Genomic DNA, 19,378 nt, shown 5'->3' with positions numbered 1-19,378 from the left:
ATTTTATTTATTGAAATAATATATCAAAAAATTCTATTAAATTGAAAGAAAAAAGTACTATCGTATAACTTTTACAAAGCATTTTATAAGGAATGTCTGTCAAGTGTATCTGATATTAAAGGAAATCCTGCTTTTGTTGCAAGGTTTATTTTAGTGGCAGGGAAAACAAAGAGAAAATAGAAAGAGAGCGGGAAATTTAATCCCCGCTCTCTCCTTTTGAAAAAAATTATTTACGGAACTACAGCCCCGTCCTCATTTGAGTAATCTGATACTGTTGAGCCATTAAATGCCCTTATCCGGTAGAAATGCTGTGAAGCTTCTGAAAGACCTACTACCGTAATAGTCATTGCCCCTGTCCCACTTGCAGGAAGAGTTGCAGGAACCCAGAGTGTCTCTGTGTAATATGGTGAATTCAAGGTTTTTTCTTCTATAACAAATCCTACTTCATTGGTGCTGTTATCTGTCCATGTAAGCGTTGTTCCGCGAACCACGGGTGGTCCAGCAGAGTAATATCCGGTTGCTACTAAACCACTTGGAGGATTAATTGTTGGACCTGTTGGGCTTATTACATTTGAATACCCTGAGACACCTCCACCTGATGTTGTTGCCCTTACTCGATAATAATAAGTAGTATTAGCAACTGCTGTTGTATCAGAATATGTCGTATCGTTTGCTGTGTTTGTCCCTATTTTGGCAAAACCGCTCCAGAAACTTTCACTTCTTTCAATCTCAAATCCTGTTTCATTACTGCTGTTATCATTCCATGTGAGGTCGTTCTGGGTTGCAGAGAATACAGTGGCAATAAGATTGCTCGGAGCAAAAGCTGCAAGCCTGTGGCTTGCCTCATTGGAGTAAAGGGATGCATCTGTTTCAGAAAAGGCTTTAACCCTGTAAAAATATGTAAAAGCCGGAGAAATTTTTCCATCCCTGTAATAGGTTACATCCTTCCCAACCTTTGCAATTTCTTCAAATGCATTTATAAAAGTTCCGTCAAAGGATGCCTTCTCAATAATAAATCCTGATTCGTTATCGCTGTTATCTGTCCATACAAGAAGAACCTGGTTTGATGAAGCACCATATGCAGCAAGGCTGCTTGGAGGATTTATCTTTACAGCCAGAGTTGATGCCTCGTTTGAATAGCTTGAATTGCCATTTGTATTAACAGCCCTTACCCTGTAAAAATATATTGTCCCAACAGATGCAGTTGAATCAATAAAGCTTGTAGTATTTGGTCCAACATCAGAGCTATCTGCAATCTGGACAAATCCTGAGCCTGAGGTTGTGCTTCTTTCAATCTCAAAACCCGTTTCATTATTGCTGTTATCAGTCCAATCAAGGGATACGCGCCCTGCAGAAATCAGTATTGCTGTGAGCTCAGTAGGACCTGCAGGAGGAATTGCGTTGTTAGTTGTGTCTGAAACAATAAAGGCTGTCTGGTCAGTAGGAACTAATTTTGTTTTGTCTGTTGTGCCTTCTATGTGTATTTCCCTGAGAGTATGTGGGAGGACCAAGTACTGGCTGTTTATCACACCGCCTGCCTCTGCAGTAATCAGAACTTGATACTTTTCCATCAGACTCTGCCCGTACTTCAACTCTGCTTTAGCAACCCCATTCTCTGTAGTGGCACTAGCCGGAGTAATAAGCACACCAACCTCCTCAAGAGTTTCACTCCTGTTTAGCTTGTTGTTTCCGTCTAAGTCCTCACCGTCATCTAAAAGCCCGTTGCCGTTTACATCCTCTATAAAATCAAGGAATCCGTTGTTATTGATATCCTCGCCTGAATCAAGCGCGCTGTTCTGGTTTATATCCTCTGAATTAAGAATCTCGCTCCCAGAAAAATCTCCAATAACTGCTCCATCTCCTGCGCGTGCCAGCCTTGTGATTACAAGTCCTAAGGAAACAGGGGTTCCGTCTGCAACAGGGTTTCCGTGGATATCAGATACAAGCGCTGTTACAGGAACAGACAAAGAATCATCTTCATTAATAGTTGGAGCTTCAGAATATGTTATTGATATGAATGACGGCTTTCCTGATATTGTCAGATATGTTGTGTCTTTAATGCTTGTATCATCAGTTAAAAACGCATCAATCCTTACTCCGTTAAAGGTTGGTGTTTCTAAAGCTCCTGCAATAAATGTAACAGTTGCAATTCCATCATCATCTGTAATAGCAGAGGCAGCAGAAAGCTGGCTTGTGTCATTTGGACCTGTTCCGCCCGGGCTATTTACTATTTCAAACCCTACAAGCACTCCTGAAACCGGGTTTCCGCTTGCATCCCTTACCCTTGCTGTTATTGTTGACTCACCAACATTTATTGGAATATTATTCGGGCTTGAAGAGAGTTCAATTGTAGCTGCAGTGTTTGCAGAAATCTTGACAAATACGCTTCCCTCTATCCTTTCACCTGTTGTTGCATCTACCAACGCTGAAACCTTTATCTCAGCAACACCTGTCTTATTCCCTGATGCAAGGGTTGCTGTTGCAATACCTGAATTTATTACGACATCAATTGGGATTACTGTGGAACTTGTAAAGTAACCTAAAGTAGTGGTAAAAGTAGCTGTGCCTGAAGGTACATTCTGGAAAGTAGCTGTAATTGTGGTTGTCTCTCCGCCAACAAGTATTTTTGTATCATCAGTAGTTACTGCAACACTCTTAACCTCAGATGGCGCAACAATTTTAAGTATTTCATTGTCAACAACTTCATCAACCTCAGCCTTTATAACTACTGTGCCTGTATTTGAAGATGTAACAGTTATACCTGTTACCTTTCCGTCAGAATCAGTAGTGCCTGTTGAAGCTGATAGAGTTGCATAATCAAGAGTATCCCCGGCAGAAATTGTTCCGTCTCCATCAACATCAAGGGCATTTGAAAATTTAACTGTCTTACCCACAATAGGGTTGTTGGCTGAATCAGTAAGGATTGCTGTTATGGTTGCAGTTGTGCCATCGCTTGGTATTGTATTGGTTGAAAGGGAAAGCGACAGCTTAAAAAGCCCTGCAACAACAAACTTAACTGTAACTGGTTTTTCAATATCATTATACTTTGCAATCACAGTCACATCGCCATTAAAATCATCGCTTGTAAGCGCAACAGTTGCCACTCCTGAGCTGTTTGTTACTGCAGAAGACGGAATCACTCCGTGGTCTGCCTCAAAAGAAACTGTGGCTCCCTGCACAGGGTTGTTTTTGCTGTTGCGCAACAGAACAGTTATTGTTGAGGTGCTGGCTCCGTCTGCCTGAATGGTTTTTGGATTAGCCTTAACAGTCATAGTTACAGACTCAGTAATCTCAGTAAACTCAACAGTGGTAGTTTTGCTAGTGCCTTTATATTTAGCTGTAATAGTTACAGTTCCCGCAGTAGTATCGCTTGTAAGTGTTGCAGTTGCAATACCTGAGGTATCTGTCACAGCAAAGCCTGTAATTATTCCCTGAGTTGTTTCAAATGTTACTGGCACGCCTACAACTGGATTATTCACATTATTGCGCAGTAATGCCTTTATGGTTGATGCGCTCTCTCCGTCTGCCTGTATGCTCGTGGGCTCTGCTGAAAGAGTCAGGTTAAAAGTACTTGTTGTAGGCGACTTTGTGATTCTTATTCTCACAACTCTCTTACCCCTTAATCTGGCATCTTCAATGTTTGCCCGCACATAAAGATTCCCCGCTGTTGTGCTTGTAAGGCTTGTGGTTGCAATCCCATCATCATCTGTAGTTGCAGATTCTTCTGAGAGGGTTCCTTCTCCCGATATAATTGAAAATAATACTGTTACGCCTGAAACAGGAATCTTTTTAAAATTTGTTACCTTTGCGGTCATTGTCGCTTCATCGCTACCATCACCTTTGATGATTTTAGGTTTAACACTAAGATTCAATATATATTTCTGGGTCTGCGCATACAAAGAGCTTTCAAAGAAAAATAGCCCTGACATAAAAAAGATAATTGCAATAATAAAGAAACTTATATTTTTAGATTTAGAGAGCATATTTTTTCCCCTCCTATTTGTTATTATTATTCGCTTGTTACGCAGTTATTTACTTCAGTGAGGATTATAGTGGTTTCGCCAGAAGCCCCCGCGCTGTTCTTTTCTTCAGTAACTTCTCTGCCAAATATTTTTATTTTTACATTATAATCAAGATATTTTATAATCCCAGTCTCGCTTGGATTCTCTCCAAATTTTTTTATATACTGGTCTGCAAAGGCTTCCTTCATTGCTTTTGAAAATATTGTTACCTTTAAATCCTTAGTAGCAGGTTCATCAACATCACCAGCAGGTACTGTAAAAGATATGTTTCTTAAAAAACCCTTTATATCAGGCATCTTGCTTTTTTTTACCGAGCTTCCGATTTTCTGGAAGCTGACTTTATATTTGTAAATCCTTACAGGGTGTGATGTTGACTCAGAAAAATTTGGCCTGCTTGCATTTGAAATCGTAAGTGTAGCAGTAACATCTGAAAAACCTTCACGGTCGTTAGTAGTTTCATCTCCGTCACAATCCGAGACTCTGAAAACATCAACATTTGACCCATCATTCTCCCCGAAATCCTTTGTAATAACATCATCAATATTTATCTCAGACCCTGTCTCATTATTACCGCTATATGCAATCTTATCTGAAGAAAAGAGAAAACCCACTGAAACAATAATCAATGCCAAAAGGAATAAACGTATTTTCATAATATATTCTCCTATATCAAAGCCATAAACATTTTTTCAACTGCCAGCATACTGCTCAACAATCTTTGGAGTCAAAAATATAAGAAGCTCTCTTCTGTCTTCAGTCTTTGAGCTTCCTTTAAACAGATTGCCAAGAATTGGAACCTTTGACAGAAACGGAGTCCCTTGATTTGAATTTGTTTTACTAGTAAAGTAAAGTCCTCCTATTACTGTTGTATCTCCATTCCTTATCATCACCATTGTCTCGCTTTTGGTTGTATCTATAGAAAAATGTTTTCCTGTAGTTATTGCTACTTCCTCTCCCCTTTCAGATTTTTCAACCTTGACTTTCATAAATATGCTCTTATCTGCGGTTATCTGCGGTGTTACTTCAAGGATTATGCCCACATCCTTCCATGCAATGCTCTGCTTTCCCTGTTCATCCACCGTGACCATTGGAAGCTGTCTGCCAACCTGGATTGTTGCCTTCTCATTATCAACAACAAGAAGCTCAGGCTTGTTAAGTATTTTTACCTTGTTTTCAGCCTCAAGGGCTGACAGGCGGACTTCAAGGTTGAGTGTGTTGTTTACATTTCCAAGAAGGAGACCAATCCCTGACGCAGCTCTTTCTACCGGAAAATTGGCAAGCCAGGTATTTCCGGGTGAGGGATTAAGGAAACTTTTGGTATCAGGATTTATAGGAGCGCCGCCAAGGCTTATTGTGTTTGGAAATTCGCGGTCTGTTGCATTTCCTGTTACAGGACTTGCAATATACCTTCCCCCCCACTGGATGCCAAGGGCTCTTTCAAGCTTGTCAGCTACTTCAACAATCTTTGCCTCAATCTTTACTTGAGGTGTCGGTTTGTCAAGGTTACTGATTACATCCTCCATCTCTCTGATGTTTTTCTCTACATCCTTTACTATGACAGAGTTTGTCCTATCATCTATGGTAATAAGCGCATCTCCGCTTTTCACTCTTGAGGACATAAAATTCCTGACATTATTTTCAATATCCTTTGCCTTGGCATAGCTCAGCCTGAAGGTTTTTGTCGTGAGAGGAAGAATTGCCACTGCATCCTCTTCCTCCTCTCTTCTTGCCTTGGTTTCCTCAGCCTTATCCATCCGCATTTTTTTGCTCTTATCCCGCGTCATAATTCTGTATATTCCTTCATCAACCAGTGTAACAAGCTGAGGGTCATTTATCTTCATAACCAAATCCAATGCCTGGTCCCAGGGAATTTTATTGAGTTTTACATTAATCTTTCCTGTAACTCCCTTCTCTATGACAAAATTCATTCCGCTGACTTCTGCAATCAGCCTTATCACATCTTCAACGCTGGCATCCTGAAAATCAAAGGATATTTTTTCACCTTTATATTTCATCTCTTCTTTTACCTGCGGTTCATCCCCTGCCTCCTGAGTTTCCTCTTCCTCTGCATATTCAGCCCCTTCACCTGCTTCACTCTCTTCTCCTGCTTCAATTTCTCCAAGTTTTTCATCAACTCCTTTTCTAAGAGATTCCTTTATTGCCTCTAAATCCTCCTTTACGCTTTCACTCTCTTTCGGGTTTTCAATATCCACAACCAGGTCTTCTCCTGCCATTTCAATCCTGCGCGGTGCAATCTCCTCCATTTCAATCTCAAGCCTTGTCATCTCCGCAGGCTGTTTTTCTTCCCGCAGTTTTGCCTTTTTTACAAGCCCCTTATCTATTTCAAGTTCATCTTTTATTCCGGGTATAAGTATCGTGTCGTTTATATCTATGACAATTCTTGTTGGATTGGTAAGAATATAGGAACTGTAAGACAAAACACCATTGGATTTTAATCTGATAATAGTGTTTGTGGGAGTATCTTCAAAAGACATGTCCGTAATTAATTTTCTTTCAGAAATTTTTCCAAAAGAAGACATCTCATCCTTTGGAGTTTTCATTGCACAACCAAGTAGTGCTGTAAAAAAGAAAACAGATATAAAAACTCTTGTTTGACTTGGCAGCATTTAATTCTTCCCTCCTTCTTTTTGTTGCAGGGATAAAATAATCTTATTTGAAATCGTCTTAGTCGTCGTTTTCCCCGTATAATCTTTTTCATCAATCCTATACTTGTCTTCTATTACCACCTTGTCCCTGTGTACTTCTCTAACTGTTCCGTTTGGCCCAACCCTTGAATCCTTTTTTAGGGAATAGCTCTTTCCGTCAGGTGCTTTTACAATAGCAATACTATCTGAGCCTTTTGACATAATCCCTGTAAGCCTTAATGTGCTGATGCTGAATTTTCTAATCCCTTCCAAAACCTCTCCTGTCTCAACGACTGCGGATTGCTCCTTAATTTCATCAAGCGGCGATTTGAAAGGGTCTCTTTTCCCTGCTGGATTATAATAATATAAGATTTTATTCTCTTCAGCTTTATTAATTGTATTCTGAGCCTCTTTTTTCAAATCTAAGGGCTGAGTCTGCTCAGCAGAAAAAACATACCCGCATAAAAAAAAAGCCCAGCAAGTTAGTGTTATAGTAATTTTATTATACTGCAAAACCTATCCCTATATTTAGACTTTAAATTCTAAAGCCTGATCTCCAAGTTTTATTTTAAGGCCTTGAAAAAATCTTTAAATCACATTCTGAGTTAAGCAGAATTTTGCCATTGTTCAGGGCAGGCTCTCCGAACGTTACGTTCTCAACATTGACTATTCTCTTCAATTTGCCAATCCTGTCTATAAAAGTCGCAAGACTATGAAAGTTCCCTGATAACTTGAGATTAACTCCCATTTCCTGGTAATTCCCAAGATTCTGGAGAGCGCCGGGCGTAAAAGCCTTTATCATAACTCCTGTTTCCTTGCTAAGGTCTGCAATTGAGATTAATAGCGTTGGCAACTCTTCCTCGGGAGGAAGAATCTCGCTCTGCTTCTGATACTGAGAAGTCAATGCCGCTATCTCTGCCTTAAACTTATCAATCTCTTTTTGAACCTTCTGGAGCGATTCAAGCTTCTTTTCCAACTCTACCTTCTGGTTCTCATAGTTTGTAATTTCTTCTCTCACTGGAAAATACCATTGCCAGAGGTAAAGAATTACTATGAGTATTATTGTTCCTGCAAAGACGAGTAATTTCTGTTTCTGCGGCATTCTTGTCATAAACTCTATATTAAGCTCTCTTCCAAATAGCTTTGCCATTTTTCCCCTAAGATTTATTGCCCTGCGGAATTTGTCCTGCTACTGCATTACCTTTTTTATTTGCGTCTTCAGGTGCACGGGCAGGCTCCTCCAAAACCATCCATTCTGCAATACAGGAAAGGCTGAACTGATAAATTGGTTTATCTCCGAATTTTTCACCTTCAGCGACAGAAGGAAATTTGTCTATATTAAAGCATTTTGAATCCACGATATTGTTGTAAAATCTTGATACGTCATAATAGCTCATAGACTTGCAATCCATTGAAATATTGCTTCCGTGGAGAGAAAATTTTACAAGCCAGACAGTATCAGGAGTAATTGCTGTCAATTCATCAAGATGCTTTATAGGGTTGCGTTTTGCCTTTGTCACAGCATTTATTGCATCAAGCTTTACTTTGACTTTGTCTTTTTCAGTTATAATTTCGGTGTGTATCGGGTCAACATCCTTCAGCTTGTCAACATTCGCATTTATCTCTGATATATTAGCCATAAGCTGATTTACAACCGCTCTCCTGCTTTTCTGAAAAAGAAAAAGTCCAAGACAGATAACAAGCAAAACAGCAAAGAAAATAGAAATCTCAGTGTTTGCCCTGGCTTTTTTTAATTCTTCAGGATATGGGAGAAGGTTTATCTTTATCATATCTTTTAAAACTTTCTTATTGCAAGCCCTACCCCGATTCCTGACATTGGGGCTATCTCCTTCAGAAGCTGAAAATCTTTGCTTTTTTCATCAATCTTAACCCTTCTGAAAGGATCAAGCATGCTTACTTCAATACCTATCCTCGATGAAAGAATCTTATCCAAACCAAAAACCTTGGAAGAGCCTCCGCACAGATAAATTTTATCTACATCAGCTTCTGATGTCTGGGTTTTGAAAAAATCAAATGACCTTTTTATTTCCTGGCATATTTCTTCGCTGACTCCGTTTAAAATCCCTTCAATCTCCGGCGGAACTCCGCCCTGCGGGCTGCTGCTCTTTTTGAGCTTCTCAGCCTCTGAAAAACTCAGCTGCAGTTCCTTCTGTATTGCTTCTGTATATTGTTTCCCTCCCAGCGGAATATCTCTTACAAATGAGGAAATCCTGTTTTTTAAAATATTTGTATTAATTGAAGAAGCCCCTATGCTCACAATGGCAATTGTCTTGCCGTCTTCCTCCTCATAGTTCGCCTCATAGCAGTTCTGAAGAGCAAAAGCCGCTAAATCAACAATCACCGGCATCAGGCCTGTCTCTCTTATCAGGTTTGAATATTCATTTATCTGTTCCTTTTTTGCAGCAGCAAGTATTATCTCCATCTGCCCTTCAATTGCCTTTGAGTCTCCAATGATGTGAAAGTCCATATTAACGTCATCAATGCCAAAGGGGATATACTGCTCAGCTTCAAGGCTTATTGCCTCACGAAGTTCATCCTCAGTCATCTTGTTTACATTTATCCTCTTAACAATAACTGAATGACCTGCAATTGCTGTTGAGACCAAGGATTTTTTTATTTTCATCTCCTTTAAGATTTCTTTGATTGCCTGAACAACAGAGGCTGAATCCATTATTGCGCCGTCAACAATTGCATCAGGAACAACATCCTTTACGGCAAATTTTAAAAGCCGGAACCCTTTTTTGGTTTCAGCAATCTGGAAGGCTTTTATTAAACTTGACCCTATATCAAGTCCGACAACTTGTTTCTCTGAAAAAAGCATTTTGTTTTCTTTTTTAAATATTTTATCTTTATTATATTTTCACCAAACCCCCATTGTCAAGAACTCTCTGTATTTTTTACTGAAAATGATTTTTCTTTCAGAAATCTCTTTTAGGTTTGACAACTAACAGTGATGGGACTTAGTGCCGGAAAGTTACCGCAGTCAGACCTGCCTGAGCGATGCTCGCAGTCAGATGCAATGAGAAAGCTTTTGCGATGCACGCTATCTCGGCGTAACAACTTCCTGCATTAACAGAATAGCCTCTTCAGGAGGAGTGGATAAATCCTGCGATGAAATATTAAAGGGACTTAGAAATGAATGCACTCTCTGCACCAACGTCACCTAATTCCCCTTTTAAATTACTTTAACCTGCACCTGCTCTATCAGTTACAGTTAAGTTTAGCATGGTGCAAAGTAAGATATTTATACTCGCTCAAAATAAAAAGAGAACCGTCCCCTTTTTCTTATAGAAGTCTTATATTTTTATCTTTGTGTTGCTCGCGGACTTTGCCAATATAACTAATAATTGTAAAACTTTTTCCTGTTCCTGGACCTGTTAAAATACAAGCATGTTTTTCAGGGTCATGTTTTAAAATATCTAATTGTTCAGGTGTGTATTCCATAGTTTATTTATTACCAAAATTCTCTACAATTTTAATTTCTTCCTCTGTTAAGCCATAAAGCTTATAAACCATCTGGTTAATTTGTTTTTCATAGTTGTGAACTTTTGTCTTTCTCATTTGTAATAAAAGTTAAATCTGTGCTCATGGATGTTTTATAATATCATCTATTTAATTAAAAAGGAAGCAGTCTTTTATGCTAAAGTTTAAGTTTGACAACCAATATCAATTCATATAATTTTCTATAAACTATGAAGAAAGATGACACTATACAATATCTCTACAGCCTTGGGAAAATGGGAATAAGGCTTGATTTAGCGTCCATAAAGAAAAGCCTTTCTGTATATGGAAACCCTCAGGACAGTTTTGATTCTGTCCTTGTTGCAGGCACAAACGGCAAGGGGTCAACAGTTTCAATGCTTGCAGGCATTCTCAGGCAATCAGGATATAAAATAGGTCTCTACACATCGCCTCATCTCTTTGACCTGCGTGAAAGAATCACGATAAATGGCGAAAAAATAAGCCGCCAGAAACTGGATAATCTTGTTGACGGTCTTAAAAAAAATCTGCCTGAGCCTCTTTCTTTTTTTGAATTCATCACAGCAGTTGCATTAATATATTTCTCGCAGGAAGAGGTTGACATTGCGGTCCTTGAAGTGGGAATGGGCGGAAGGCTTGATGCAACAAATGTGGCAAACCCCCTGCTGTCAGTAATCACAAATATTGGGCTTGACCATACTGAATACCTTGGAAAAACCCTGGAAGAAATTGCAATTGAAAAAGCAGGGATAATCAAGCCCTGTGGAACACTAATCGCTTCTGAGGAATCTGATGATATTCAAAATCTTTTTAAAAAAATTTGTGATGATAGAAAGTCAAAAATCTTTTTATCCGGAAAAGATTTTTCCTTTTCATCAGTAAATACAGATTTCCATGGAACATCCTTTGACTTCACCTCTCCACTTGCAGATTTCAAAAATATTAAAACTCCTCTGTGCGGAAAACATCAGGCAAAGAATGCAAGCCTTGCTGTATTTGCAGCCCTGAAGCTTTCCGAGTTGAGATATAAAGTCAACAGGCAGAATATCAGAGAAGGATTGAAAAATGTAATTTGGCGCGGAAGGCTTGAATTTATCCAAAGCCCCGGAAAAATGCTTTTTGACTGTGCCCATAACATCTCAGGAATTCTGCAGCTTTGTGAATTTCTGAAAAGTGATGCCCTGAAAGATATGCCTGTTAATTTTGTCTACGCTGCCCTGTCTGACAAAAACTATGCTGAAATATTAAAAACCCTGAAGCCTCTGGCAAAAAACATAATTCTTTCAAAACCTGACCATCCGCGCTCACTTGACCCTGAAAAGATAAAAGAAACTTTTTTCGCTGATGATAACAGGGTAATAGCAATGGCAAACCCGGTAAAAGCGCTGGAACTCGCTCAAAAACTTTCAGAAAAAAATGACTTAATCTGCGTTACCGGTTCTACTTTTCTTGTTGCTGATATTCTTAAAAAATTTGAAAAAAAAGAAAACAGCAACCGGAAAAACTATAAGGAGAGCAAAGAGGGGTATTTTTATTTAGGACGCTAAAGAAAAGGGTTTATGAGAAAAAATTTCCTTTACATATTTTTAATGCTTCTGATTCTGAAAAGCCTCACTGTCATTTCTTTTGCAGAAAAGACAGCTGATTTCGCTTCAGAAAAGATTTCTGACAGAATAAAAGCAATGGGCAAAGATGATACCATACCGGTTGATTTTTACGCTGAGAATTTAGATTACAGAAAAGATGAGAACCTCCTTATAGGTGAAGGCTCAGTGGACATACAGTACCGCGGCATGAGCCTTCAGGCAGACAGGGCTGAATATAACCTTGAAACAGGAAACGTAAAAGCGACAGGCAATGTGGTTGTCGAAGATGGCTCATCAGTGCTTTTCTGTGAATCTATGGACCTTAACATCAAAACACAGATTGGGGTAATCTATAATGGTGAATTATTTCTTGAGCCAACCTATTACCTCACAGGGGTTGAGATAAGAAGGCTCGGAGTTGATAAATATAAAATTATAAACGGATATTACACAGCCTGTCAGAAGCCGGTCCCTGAATGGTCTATTAAAACCTCAGAGGCAACAGCAGAAGTAGAAGGAATGCTTCATGCCAAGGATGCTTCATTTGCAATAAAAAAAGTTCCGGTATTCTATTTCCCCCATCTCCTTGTACCAATAAAAACCAAACGCGCTACCGGACTTTTATTTCCAAAAATCGGTTCCAGCACAAGAAACGGATTCCGCTGGTACCAGCCATTCTTCTGGGCGCTGACTGATTATGCTGATGCAACCTTCAATATCGACTATCAGGGAAAAAGAGGAGTAGGCGCAGAGGGAAACTTCAGGTATGTAATTGACGAGGAAAGTTCAGGCGCTGTCAATGGATATATAATAGATACCCGATCAGGTTACAGTAATGAAAGCGGAACAACAGGAAAAAAAGCAAGGTGGAATTTCTTTGCCTTCCACCAGCAAAGTTTTCCTGAAAACCTGAGAATGATTTTAAAGGTTGATTTAAGAAGCGATGAAAACTTTAACAGGGATTTTAAGGAAACATTTGAAGAAAGAACAAAACAGTCTGATATTAAGTCTGATTCTTATTTTTCGCTTACAAAAACATGGGAGAAAAATGCCTTTCTTTTAAACATAAGCGGCTATGAGGACAGAATCAAGTCGCAGGCAGTAGACCCAGAAGGTTCAAGAGAAGCAAGTATTGAAAGCATATACCAGCATCTTCCTGAACTGAAATTCATAAGCATTGCCCAGCCTGTTTTTGGCAGAAACGGTATTTTCAAAGACTTTGAAAAACTCTCGGAACTAATGCCTTTTCAGTTTCACCTTGAAGCTTCCTTTGCGTCATTAAAAAGCAGTAAAGATACAAATGACTACACCTTTGACGGTGATACAAAAAACTCATTTATTACCGAAAGACTGGATATACACCCCAGCATCTTACTGCCTTTAAGTTATAAAAATTTTATGACCCTTACCCCAGCAATAGGGATAAGAGAAACCTATTATACCCACAGGCTTCAGTCGAGCAGGAACAGGAGCGAGGAATTTCAGGGTAAAGCCGACAGTACAGGCAAGAGAACAGATTTCAGCGGGGACTCGGCATTATCAAGAGAACTTTTTGACTTCTCCTTAAGGTTTGATGCCCCGAGAATTTATAAAACCCTTGGATTTAATTTTCTGGATATCAGCAAACTAAAGCACGTAATTGAACCTGTTGTTGAATATCAGTATATTCCAAGCGTTGACCAGAGCACTATAATACAGACAGATTCTCTGGATTATATTAAGGGGAGAGAGTTTCTTTCCTACTCAATCACCAACCGTTTTTATGCAAAATTCAAAGATGCCGGAAATGGAAATGAAACAGCAAGGGAGGTAGCAACCATTAAGATAAGCCAGTATTATGACTTTATGAAGGATAAAAAAAGTACAAGGGACAGAATTGTAAGAGAGGGGCGTTTTGGCAACAAAATCCTCAGTCAGAGCAGGGTTGATGTGCAGAAAAAAGCCTTTTCTGATCTAAACTTTGATTTGGAGCTCTATCCATATAAATATCTTGTATTTAACCTTAACTCCTTCTTTGACCCCACTGACGGAGCCCTTGACAGATTTATAGGAAATATCAACTTTGAGCGTGAATTTTTCAGAACAAAACTTAATGCCTCACTTTCCATGCGATGGACAGACCCTGAAAAAAACCAGGCTCTTGACTGGTATGAACCGGATTATAACCCGTCATCCAGAATCCAGACTCCTCTTCGTAATACCTTCACCACCTTGAAGCTTGACCTTAACATTCCAAACGGCTGGGAGCTTGGATACCTCGGAAGGTTCTATTCCTCAGAACAATCTCTTGACAGTGACCTCTTCAGCCTGAGCCAGCGTGAATTTGCCATTCGCACAAAATATTCAAGCCAGTGCTGGTCAGTTGAAGCGCTCTATGGAGTAAGAGAATATTTCAGGGAAGGACATTCCAAGATGACTTTTGATGATGAAATAAGAAATGACCAGTTCTTCTGGCTTGTAATAGAGCTTGAAAGCCTCGGAGCAATCGGACCGCTGAGTTTGTAAAATTCAGTCCGGAAACTTGAAATTTTATCACAGATTCCCGCCACACCTTGAACATACTGTTGGATGCTCTCTTTTTTCGCCAATGCTTTCGCTGTACATCCAGCACCTGTCGCACTTTTCCCCTTTTGCCCTCGAAACAGAGATTTTCAAACCCCTCAGGGCTTCATTCTCAAAGGAGTCTTCATCAACATCCTCTTCCTTTAAAATAACCTGCGACACTATGAAGATTGTGTGAAGCTGGTTTTGGTAAGTTTTGAAGAACTGAAAGTTTTTCCCTTTTCCCTTTATCTCAACCAGTGCGTCAAGCGAGTGACCTATGAGTTTCTCCCTTCTTGCCGTTTCAAGTTTTTTTGCTGCTTCTTCCCTCAAAAGGATTATATTCTCCCATCTTGCTGCCAGCTCTTGGTCAACATATTCATTCTTAACCTCAGGGAAAAGAGAAAGATGAACGCTCTCTTCCCTCATTGAGTTGCCCGGAAGATATCCCCAGATTTCTTCTGCGGTAAAGGAAAGGATTGGAGCCATAAGCCTGACCATTGAGTCAAGGATTAAATAAAGGGCTGTCTGCGCAGAGCGTCTCTCCCTTGAATCAGGTTTTGATGTGTAAAGCCTGTCCTTTATTATATCAAGGTAGAAGGAGCTCATATGGACAGAGCAGAAATTATGGAACATATGGAAAAATACATGGAACTCAAATTCATCAAAGGCGCTTCTCACCCGTTCTATTAATTTCTGGAGGTGATGGAGTGCCCATCTGTCAATCTCCTCCATTTCACTGCAGGAGACCCTGTTTTTTTTAAAATCAAAATCATAAAGGTTTCCCAGCAGGTATTTAAAGGTATTTCTGATTTTACGATATGCCTCTGACAACCTTTCTATGATTTCATTTGATATTCTTATATCATCCCTGTAGTCAACAGAAGATGCCCATAGTCTTAAAATCTCTGCGCCGTATTTCTTTATTATCTCCTGAGGAGCAATAACATTGCCGGCAGATTTTGACATCTTTTTTCCGGCGCCATCAACCACATAGCCGTGTGTCAGAACTGCGTTAAACGGAGATGCGCCACGATTTGCTACAGCAATAAGAAGAGAGCTGTTAAACCATCCCCTGTGCTGGTCGCTTCCCTCAAGGTACATATCAGCAGGCAAGGAAAGTTCTTTTCTTTTTGCAAGAACCGCCTCGTGGCTTGTCCCTGAATCAAACCAGACATCAAGAATATCCGTTTCCTTTCTGAAGCTTTTTCCGTTGCATTTTTTACAGGAAACATTCTGCGGTAAAATCTCCTGAGCCTCTTTTGAAAACCAAGCCCCTGTTCCCTCCCTTTCAACAACCCTTGCAACTGCTTCAAAAACCTCTCCGCTTGCAAGAATCTCATTGCATGAGGTGCAGTAAAACACTGTTATCGGAACCCCCCACGACCTCTGCCTTGAGATACACCAGTCCGGACGGTTCTCAATCATTCCTGTAATTCTGTTTTCACCCCATGGCGGAATCCATTTTACTTTCCTGATTTCACTGAGGGCTTTTTTCCTGAGGCCATTGGTTTCCATGGAAATAAACCACTGCTCCGTAGCGCGGAAAATTACCGGGTTTTTGCATCTCCAGCAATGGGGATAGGAATGTTTGATTTTTTCTTCAAATATCAGGGAACCAAGCTCCCTGAGCTTATCCTTTATCAGAAAGTTTGCCTCAAAAACCTTCATCCCTGCAAACTCTTCTATATCTTTTGTAAATTTTCCCTCATCATCAACAGGGTTGTAGATTTCAAGCCCGTACTTCAGTCCCATATCGTAGTCCTCTGCGCCGTGCCCCGGAGCAGTATGGACACATCCTGTTCCCTGCTCAAGGTTCACATGTTCACCAAAAATTACAACAGACTCTCTTTTGTACAGAGGATGCTGGCACCTTATCCCTTCAAGTTCTGTCCCCTTGTATTCACCGAGAGTATGATAGTCTATTTTCCCCATTTTTCTCACTACATCCTTTACAAGTTCCCTGGCAACAACCATCACCTCTCCGCTGACTTCAATTGCTGAATAGATAAAATCAGGATGAAGGCATATTGCAAGGTTTGCAGGCAGTGTCCATGGAGTCGTCGTCCAGATGAGGAAATCGATTTTATCCTTTTTAATATTCTTTAAGACTCCGCTCTTTTCCTTCACAACAGGGAATTTTACATAAACCGAAAGCGAGGTATGCTCCTCATACTCAACCTCTGCCTCTGCGAGAGCGGTCTTGCAGGAAGCACACCAGTAGATTGGCTTCTTGCCGCGATATACGCCTCCGTTTTGAAAAAACTTTCCCAGCTCCCTGATAATTGCCGCACCATATTCAGGAGACATCGTAAGGTAGGGATTTTCCCAGTCTGCAAGTATTCCGAGCCTCTTAAACTCCTCCCTCTGTATATTAACAAACCTCATTGCGTATTCCTGGCACATCTTTCTAATCTCAACCACAGAGAGTGAGGCTTTCTTTTTCCCGAGGCTTTTGTCCACCTCGTGCTCAATTGGAAGCCCGTGACAGTCCCATCCAGGCACATATACTGCATCATAACCTTCCATAGCCTTAATCTTCACAACAATATCCTTAAGAATTTTATTCAGAGCTGTTCCTATATGGATATGCCCGTTTGCATAAGGGGGACCATCGTGAAGAATATATTTCTTGGTGCCGGAATATTTTTGCCGCAGCTTTGTATAAATCTTATTTTTATCCCATCTTGCAAGAAAATCTGGCTCTTTCTGTGCAAGATTAGCCTTCATCGGGAAGGAGGTATTTGGAAGATTTAAAGTGTTCTTGTAATCAATTTTTTCCATTTCTTATAACTCTATTCCTTTTCTTGCTCCAATCTTAAGATTCCTGTAATAATGCTTAATCTCTTTCATCTCTGTAACAAGGTCTGCCATATCCATTATCTCCTTTGGCGCATTCCTTCCTGTCAAAATCAGCTCAACAAAAGGAGGTTTCTTTTCAAGCAGATTCAGTACCTTTTTCAAATCCAGAAGCTTAAAGTCAACAGCACAGATAATTTCATCAAGAATAACCACATCGTATTTTCCATCTTCAATTGTCTTTAAAGCAGTTTTCAATCCCTCTCCTGCAAGTTTTATATCTTTCCTTGTTGGATTATTCTTGTTAACAAAAGTACAAAGCCCTGTCTTCTTTATAGTTATGTAAGGCTTAAGTAATTTTACCGCCTTGACCTCTCCATAATCTCCTCCCTTCATGAACTGGAGAATGAAGACCCTCAGTCCCCTGCCCGCAGCCCGCAAAGCAAGTCCAAAGGCAGCTGTTGTCTTTCCCTTGCCATTGCCGGTATAAACCTGAATAAGACCCCGTGTTAACTTTTCTTTTTTCATAAAAATTTGAATAATTTTCTATTTATCTAACTGTACTTCTCCCTCACGTCAAGGAAATTTAATGGTATCTGTACAAGTTAATTACCTCTTTTATTTGAAATAACAACAAGCGTACCATTCAAAGATAAATATTATTATAGCAAGAAGTTAAGGAGAAAATGGGATGACCATTAGTAAAGTCAGAATCCAGTGTTATGATTCCACGATTATTCTAAGTGGCATGCTTGTAGTTCTTTTCATTTTCTAAAAAAGGGACTAATTATACCGCAATATGTTTTAGTTTTTTCGATTTGACTCGCTTTAAATTTAGTTTGCGTTCCCTCATGAATTTATCAGATTCTTCTCTAATCTTTTTCACCCTCTGCTCAGCAGTCAATCCTTTCTCTTCATCATGAATCTTTTCCATTATCTCATGGATTTCTTTTAATCCTTTTAAATCCTTCATAATTCTACTACCTCCTCAGGAGTACAAATTTCTATATCGTGATACCCCAATAACCTATTTACTCCATTAACCATAACTCTTGTTTTTAGTTTTACTATATGCTCGAAATTCCAGCTGACGATTACCTCAATTTCATTTACTACAGCAACAGCTATATGAAGTGCATCACTTATACCGTTCAGGGATGATTCCCTCTTTGAGATAACGTTCTGCTAATTCCTCTGCCTCTATATCAATTTCGAGGAATAGAGGATCAGTTTTTCTTACCAATTCTTCCAATTGGGATTTTCTTGGTTCAGATGCCCTGCTAATTTCTCTGATTACCTCATCAGAGATATATACTCCTTCAGCAATCTGAGGCAGGTCATTGAAAAATTTCTTAGTGATACTCGGTTTTTCTATATCACCTTCATCTTCAACAAAAACGAAGTTAAATATTGTTGTATCAAGATAATATTTTATCTTCTTCAAAATATGCCTTTGAATTATTTTAACATATTGAACAAATTTATATCTGAATGTAAAGTTACATTACTGGTAACAATATACTATCTTCCTTCCAAAAAACAAAGGATTTTCTTGCAGATGTAATAATATTACCGTAATTTCTAAAACCTGTAATGGTAAAAACAATTTAAGAAAACAGGAGTTATCAGGCGGAGGGATTTTTTGTCAGGAAAAATAATTTTACTGTCTGTCTGCAAACAGGAACCGTTAGTTTAGATATAATAATTTTTCAGGGAGAGTTTAAAAGAGAGGTACCCTTTTATTAATTCAAGGTTTTAATGCCATAACTTATAATTAAACGAAAACTACTTTAAAATTAAAAACATCTTGTATTGCCTGAAAGTCTTTCCTGTTTTGCGTATAAACAATAGCACCAATACCTTTTGCAGATGCTGCAACTAAACAATCATGAGAAATAGAATCACACTTCCTAAGCTCATATCCCTTTAGGCTTTGGAGCCTGAGAAGTATTTCTCCTGCTTGCTCATAATCTCTTTCAGAAGGAGTAATGACTCTTCCTAATCGTTTTAATAAATCAATAAGATTTTTTATTTTATTTTTCTCATTTTTTGAATGTGCGCCAGCCAGAAGTTCCATTACCACTACAGATGACAGACAAACAGGTCCTTCAGAAACAAAAATGTCCTGATACAAATCAGGGTTTATAAAGAGATCTATATAAATATTTGTATCCAATATTTTTTTAGTCATAGACTCTCTTTATTTTTATCCCTTTATTTTTTTCAAAAAAACTTTTAATTTCTAAATTGCCTGCTATAGAATCTATTGCAGCTTTTATAGCCT

Annotated in this window: 14 protein-coding genes; 2 read left to right on the top strand and 12 right to left on the bottom strand. The window is 39.2% G+C overall.

Features of this window, described 5'->3' with window-relative positions; translation table 11 throughout:
• Positions 1–230 precede the first annotated feature (230 nt).
• The 7 genes from A3H37_10465 to A3H37_10435 are packed head-to-tail and all read right to left on the bottom strand — an operon-like array spanning position 231 to position 9,509.
• The gene (locus tag A3H37_10465) at positions 231–3,983 is read right to left on the bottom strand and encodes a hypothetical protein (GenBank protein OGL51229.1); all 3,753 of its coding nucleotides are present in this window, start codon (positions 3,981–3,983) and stop codon (positions 231–233) included.
• Positions 3,984–4,009: 26 nt separating this feature from the next.
• The gene (locus A3H37_10460) at positions 4,010–4,675 is read right to left on the bottom strand and encodes a hypothetical protein (GenBank protein OGL51228.1); all 666 of its coding nucleotides are present in this window, start codon (positions 4,673–4,675) and stop codon (positions 4,010–4,012) included.
• A gap of 36 nt (positions 4,676–4,711) precedes the next feature.
• Positions 4,712–6,649: a hypothetical protein gene (locus A3H37_10455; GenBank protein ID OGL51227.1), complete on the bottom strand. Its 1,938-nt coding sequence runs from the start codon at positions 6,647–6,649 to the stop codon at positions 4,712–4,714.
• Positions 6,650–7,180, bottom strand: a complete 531-nt coding sequence (locus tag A3H37_10450; protein ID OGL51226.1) for a hypothetical protein — start codon at positions 7,178–7,180, stop codon at positions 6,650–6,652.
• 55 nt (positions 7,181–7,235) lie between these two features.
• Entirely contained in the window at positions 7,236–7,817 is a 582-nt protein-coding gene (locus tag A3H37_10445; GenBank protein OGL51225.1) for a hypothetical protein, read from the bottom strand.
• A gap of 7 nt (positions 7,818–7,824) precedes the next feature.
• Positions 7,825–8,457: a hypothetical protein gene (locus tag A3H37_10440; protein ID OGL51224.1), complete on the bottom strand. Its 633-nt coding sequence runs from the start codon at positions 8,455–8,457 to the stop codon at positions 7,825–7,827.
• 5 nt (positions 8,458–8,462) lie between these two features.
• The gene (locus A3H37_10435; protein ID OGL51223.1) at positions 8,463–9,509 is read right to left on the bottom strand and encodes a hypothetical protein; all 1,047 of its coding nucleotides are present in this window, start codon (positions 9,507–9,509) and stop codon (positions 8,463–8,465) included.
• A 916-nt stretch (positions 9,510–10,425) separates the two neighbouring features.
• On the opposite strand from A3H37_10435, the gene A3H37_10430 reads away from it, so the two are divergent.
• Entirely contained in the window at positions 10,426–11,715 is a 1,290-nt protein-coding gene (locus A3H37_10430) for a hypothetical protein (GenBank protein OGL51222.1), read from the top strand.
• A gap of 12 nt (positions 11,716–11,727) precedes the next feature.
• On the top strand, positions 11,728–14,259 hold the full coding sequence (locus tag A3H37_10425; protein ID OGL51221.1) for a hypothetical protein: 2,532 nt from the start codon (positions 11,728–11,730) through the stop codon (positions 14,257–14,259).
• Positions 14,260–14,286: 27 nt separating this feature from the next.
• Here A3H37_10425 and A3H37_10420 read toward each other — a convergent pair whose 3' ends face one another.
• From A3H37_10420 to A3H37_10400, 5 genes are all read right to left on the bottom strand, one after another.
• The gene (locus A3H37_10420) at positions 14,287–17,070 is read right to left on the bottom strand and encodes an isoleucine--tRNA ligase (GenBank protein ID OGL51283.1); all 2,784 of its coding nucleotides are present in this window, start codon (positions 17,068–17,070) and stop codon (positions 14,287–14,289) included.
• Positions 17,071–17,082: 12 nt separating this feature from the next.
• Positions 17,083–17,622 carry a cob(I)yrinic acid a,c-diamide adenosyltransferase gene (locus A3H37_10415; protein OGL51220.1) on the bottom strand — a complete coding sequence of 180 codons (540 nt, stop codon included), beginning with the start codon at positions 17,620–17,622 and terminating at the stop codon, positions 17,083–17,085.
• Between the two features lie 259 nt (positions 17,623–17,881).
• A complete protein-coding gene (locus tag A3H37_10410) occupies positions 17,882–18,067 on the bottom strand; it encodes a hypothetical protein (GenBank protein OGL51219.1) in 186 nt (61 codons plus the stop codon).
• Positions 18,068–18,232: 165 nt separating this feature from the next.
• Positions 18,233–18,538: a hypothetical protein gene (locus tag A3H37_10405; GenBank protein OGL51218.1), complete on the bottom strand. Its 306-nt coding sequence runs from the start codon at positions 18,536–18,538 to the stop codon at positions 18,233–18,235.
• Positions 18,539–18,868: 330 nt separating this feature from the next.
• Positions 18,869–19,285, bottom strand: coding sequence for a hypothetical protein (locus tag A3H37_10400; GenBank protein ID OGL51217.1), 417 nt, complete (start codon positions 19,283–19,285; stop codon positions 18,869–18,871).
• Positions 19,286–19,378: the final 93 nt, after the last annotated feature.

It is taken from the genome of Candidatus Schekmanbacteria bacterium RIFCSPLOWO2_02_FULL_38_14 (genome assembly GCA_001790855.1).
Classification (GTDB): domain Bacteria; phylum Schekmanbacteria; class GWA2-38-11; order GWA2-38-11; family GWA2-38-11; genus 2-02-FULL-38-14-A.
Note: the sequence above shows the minus strand (reverse complement) of the source record. Positions and strands in the feature narration are given on the sequence as shown.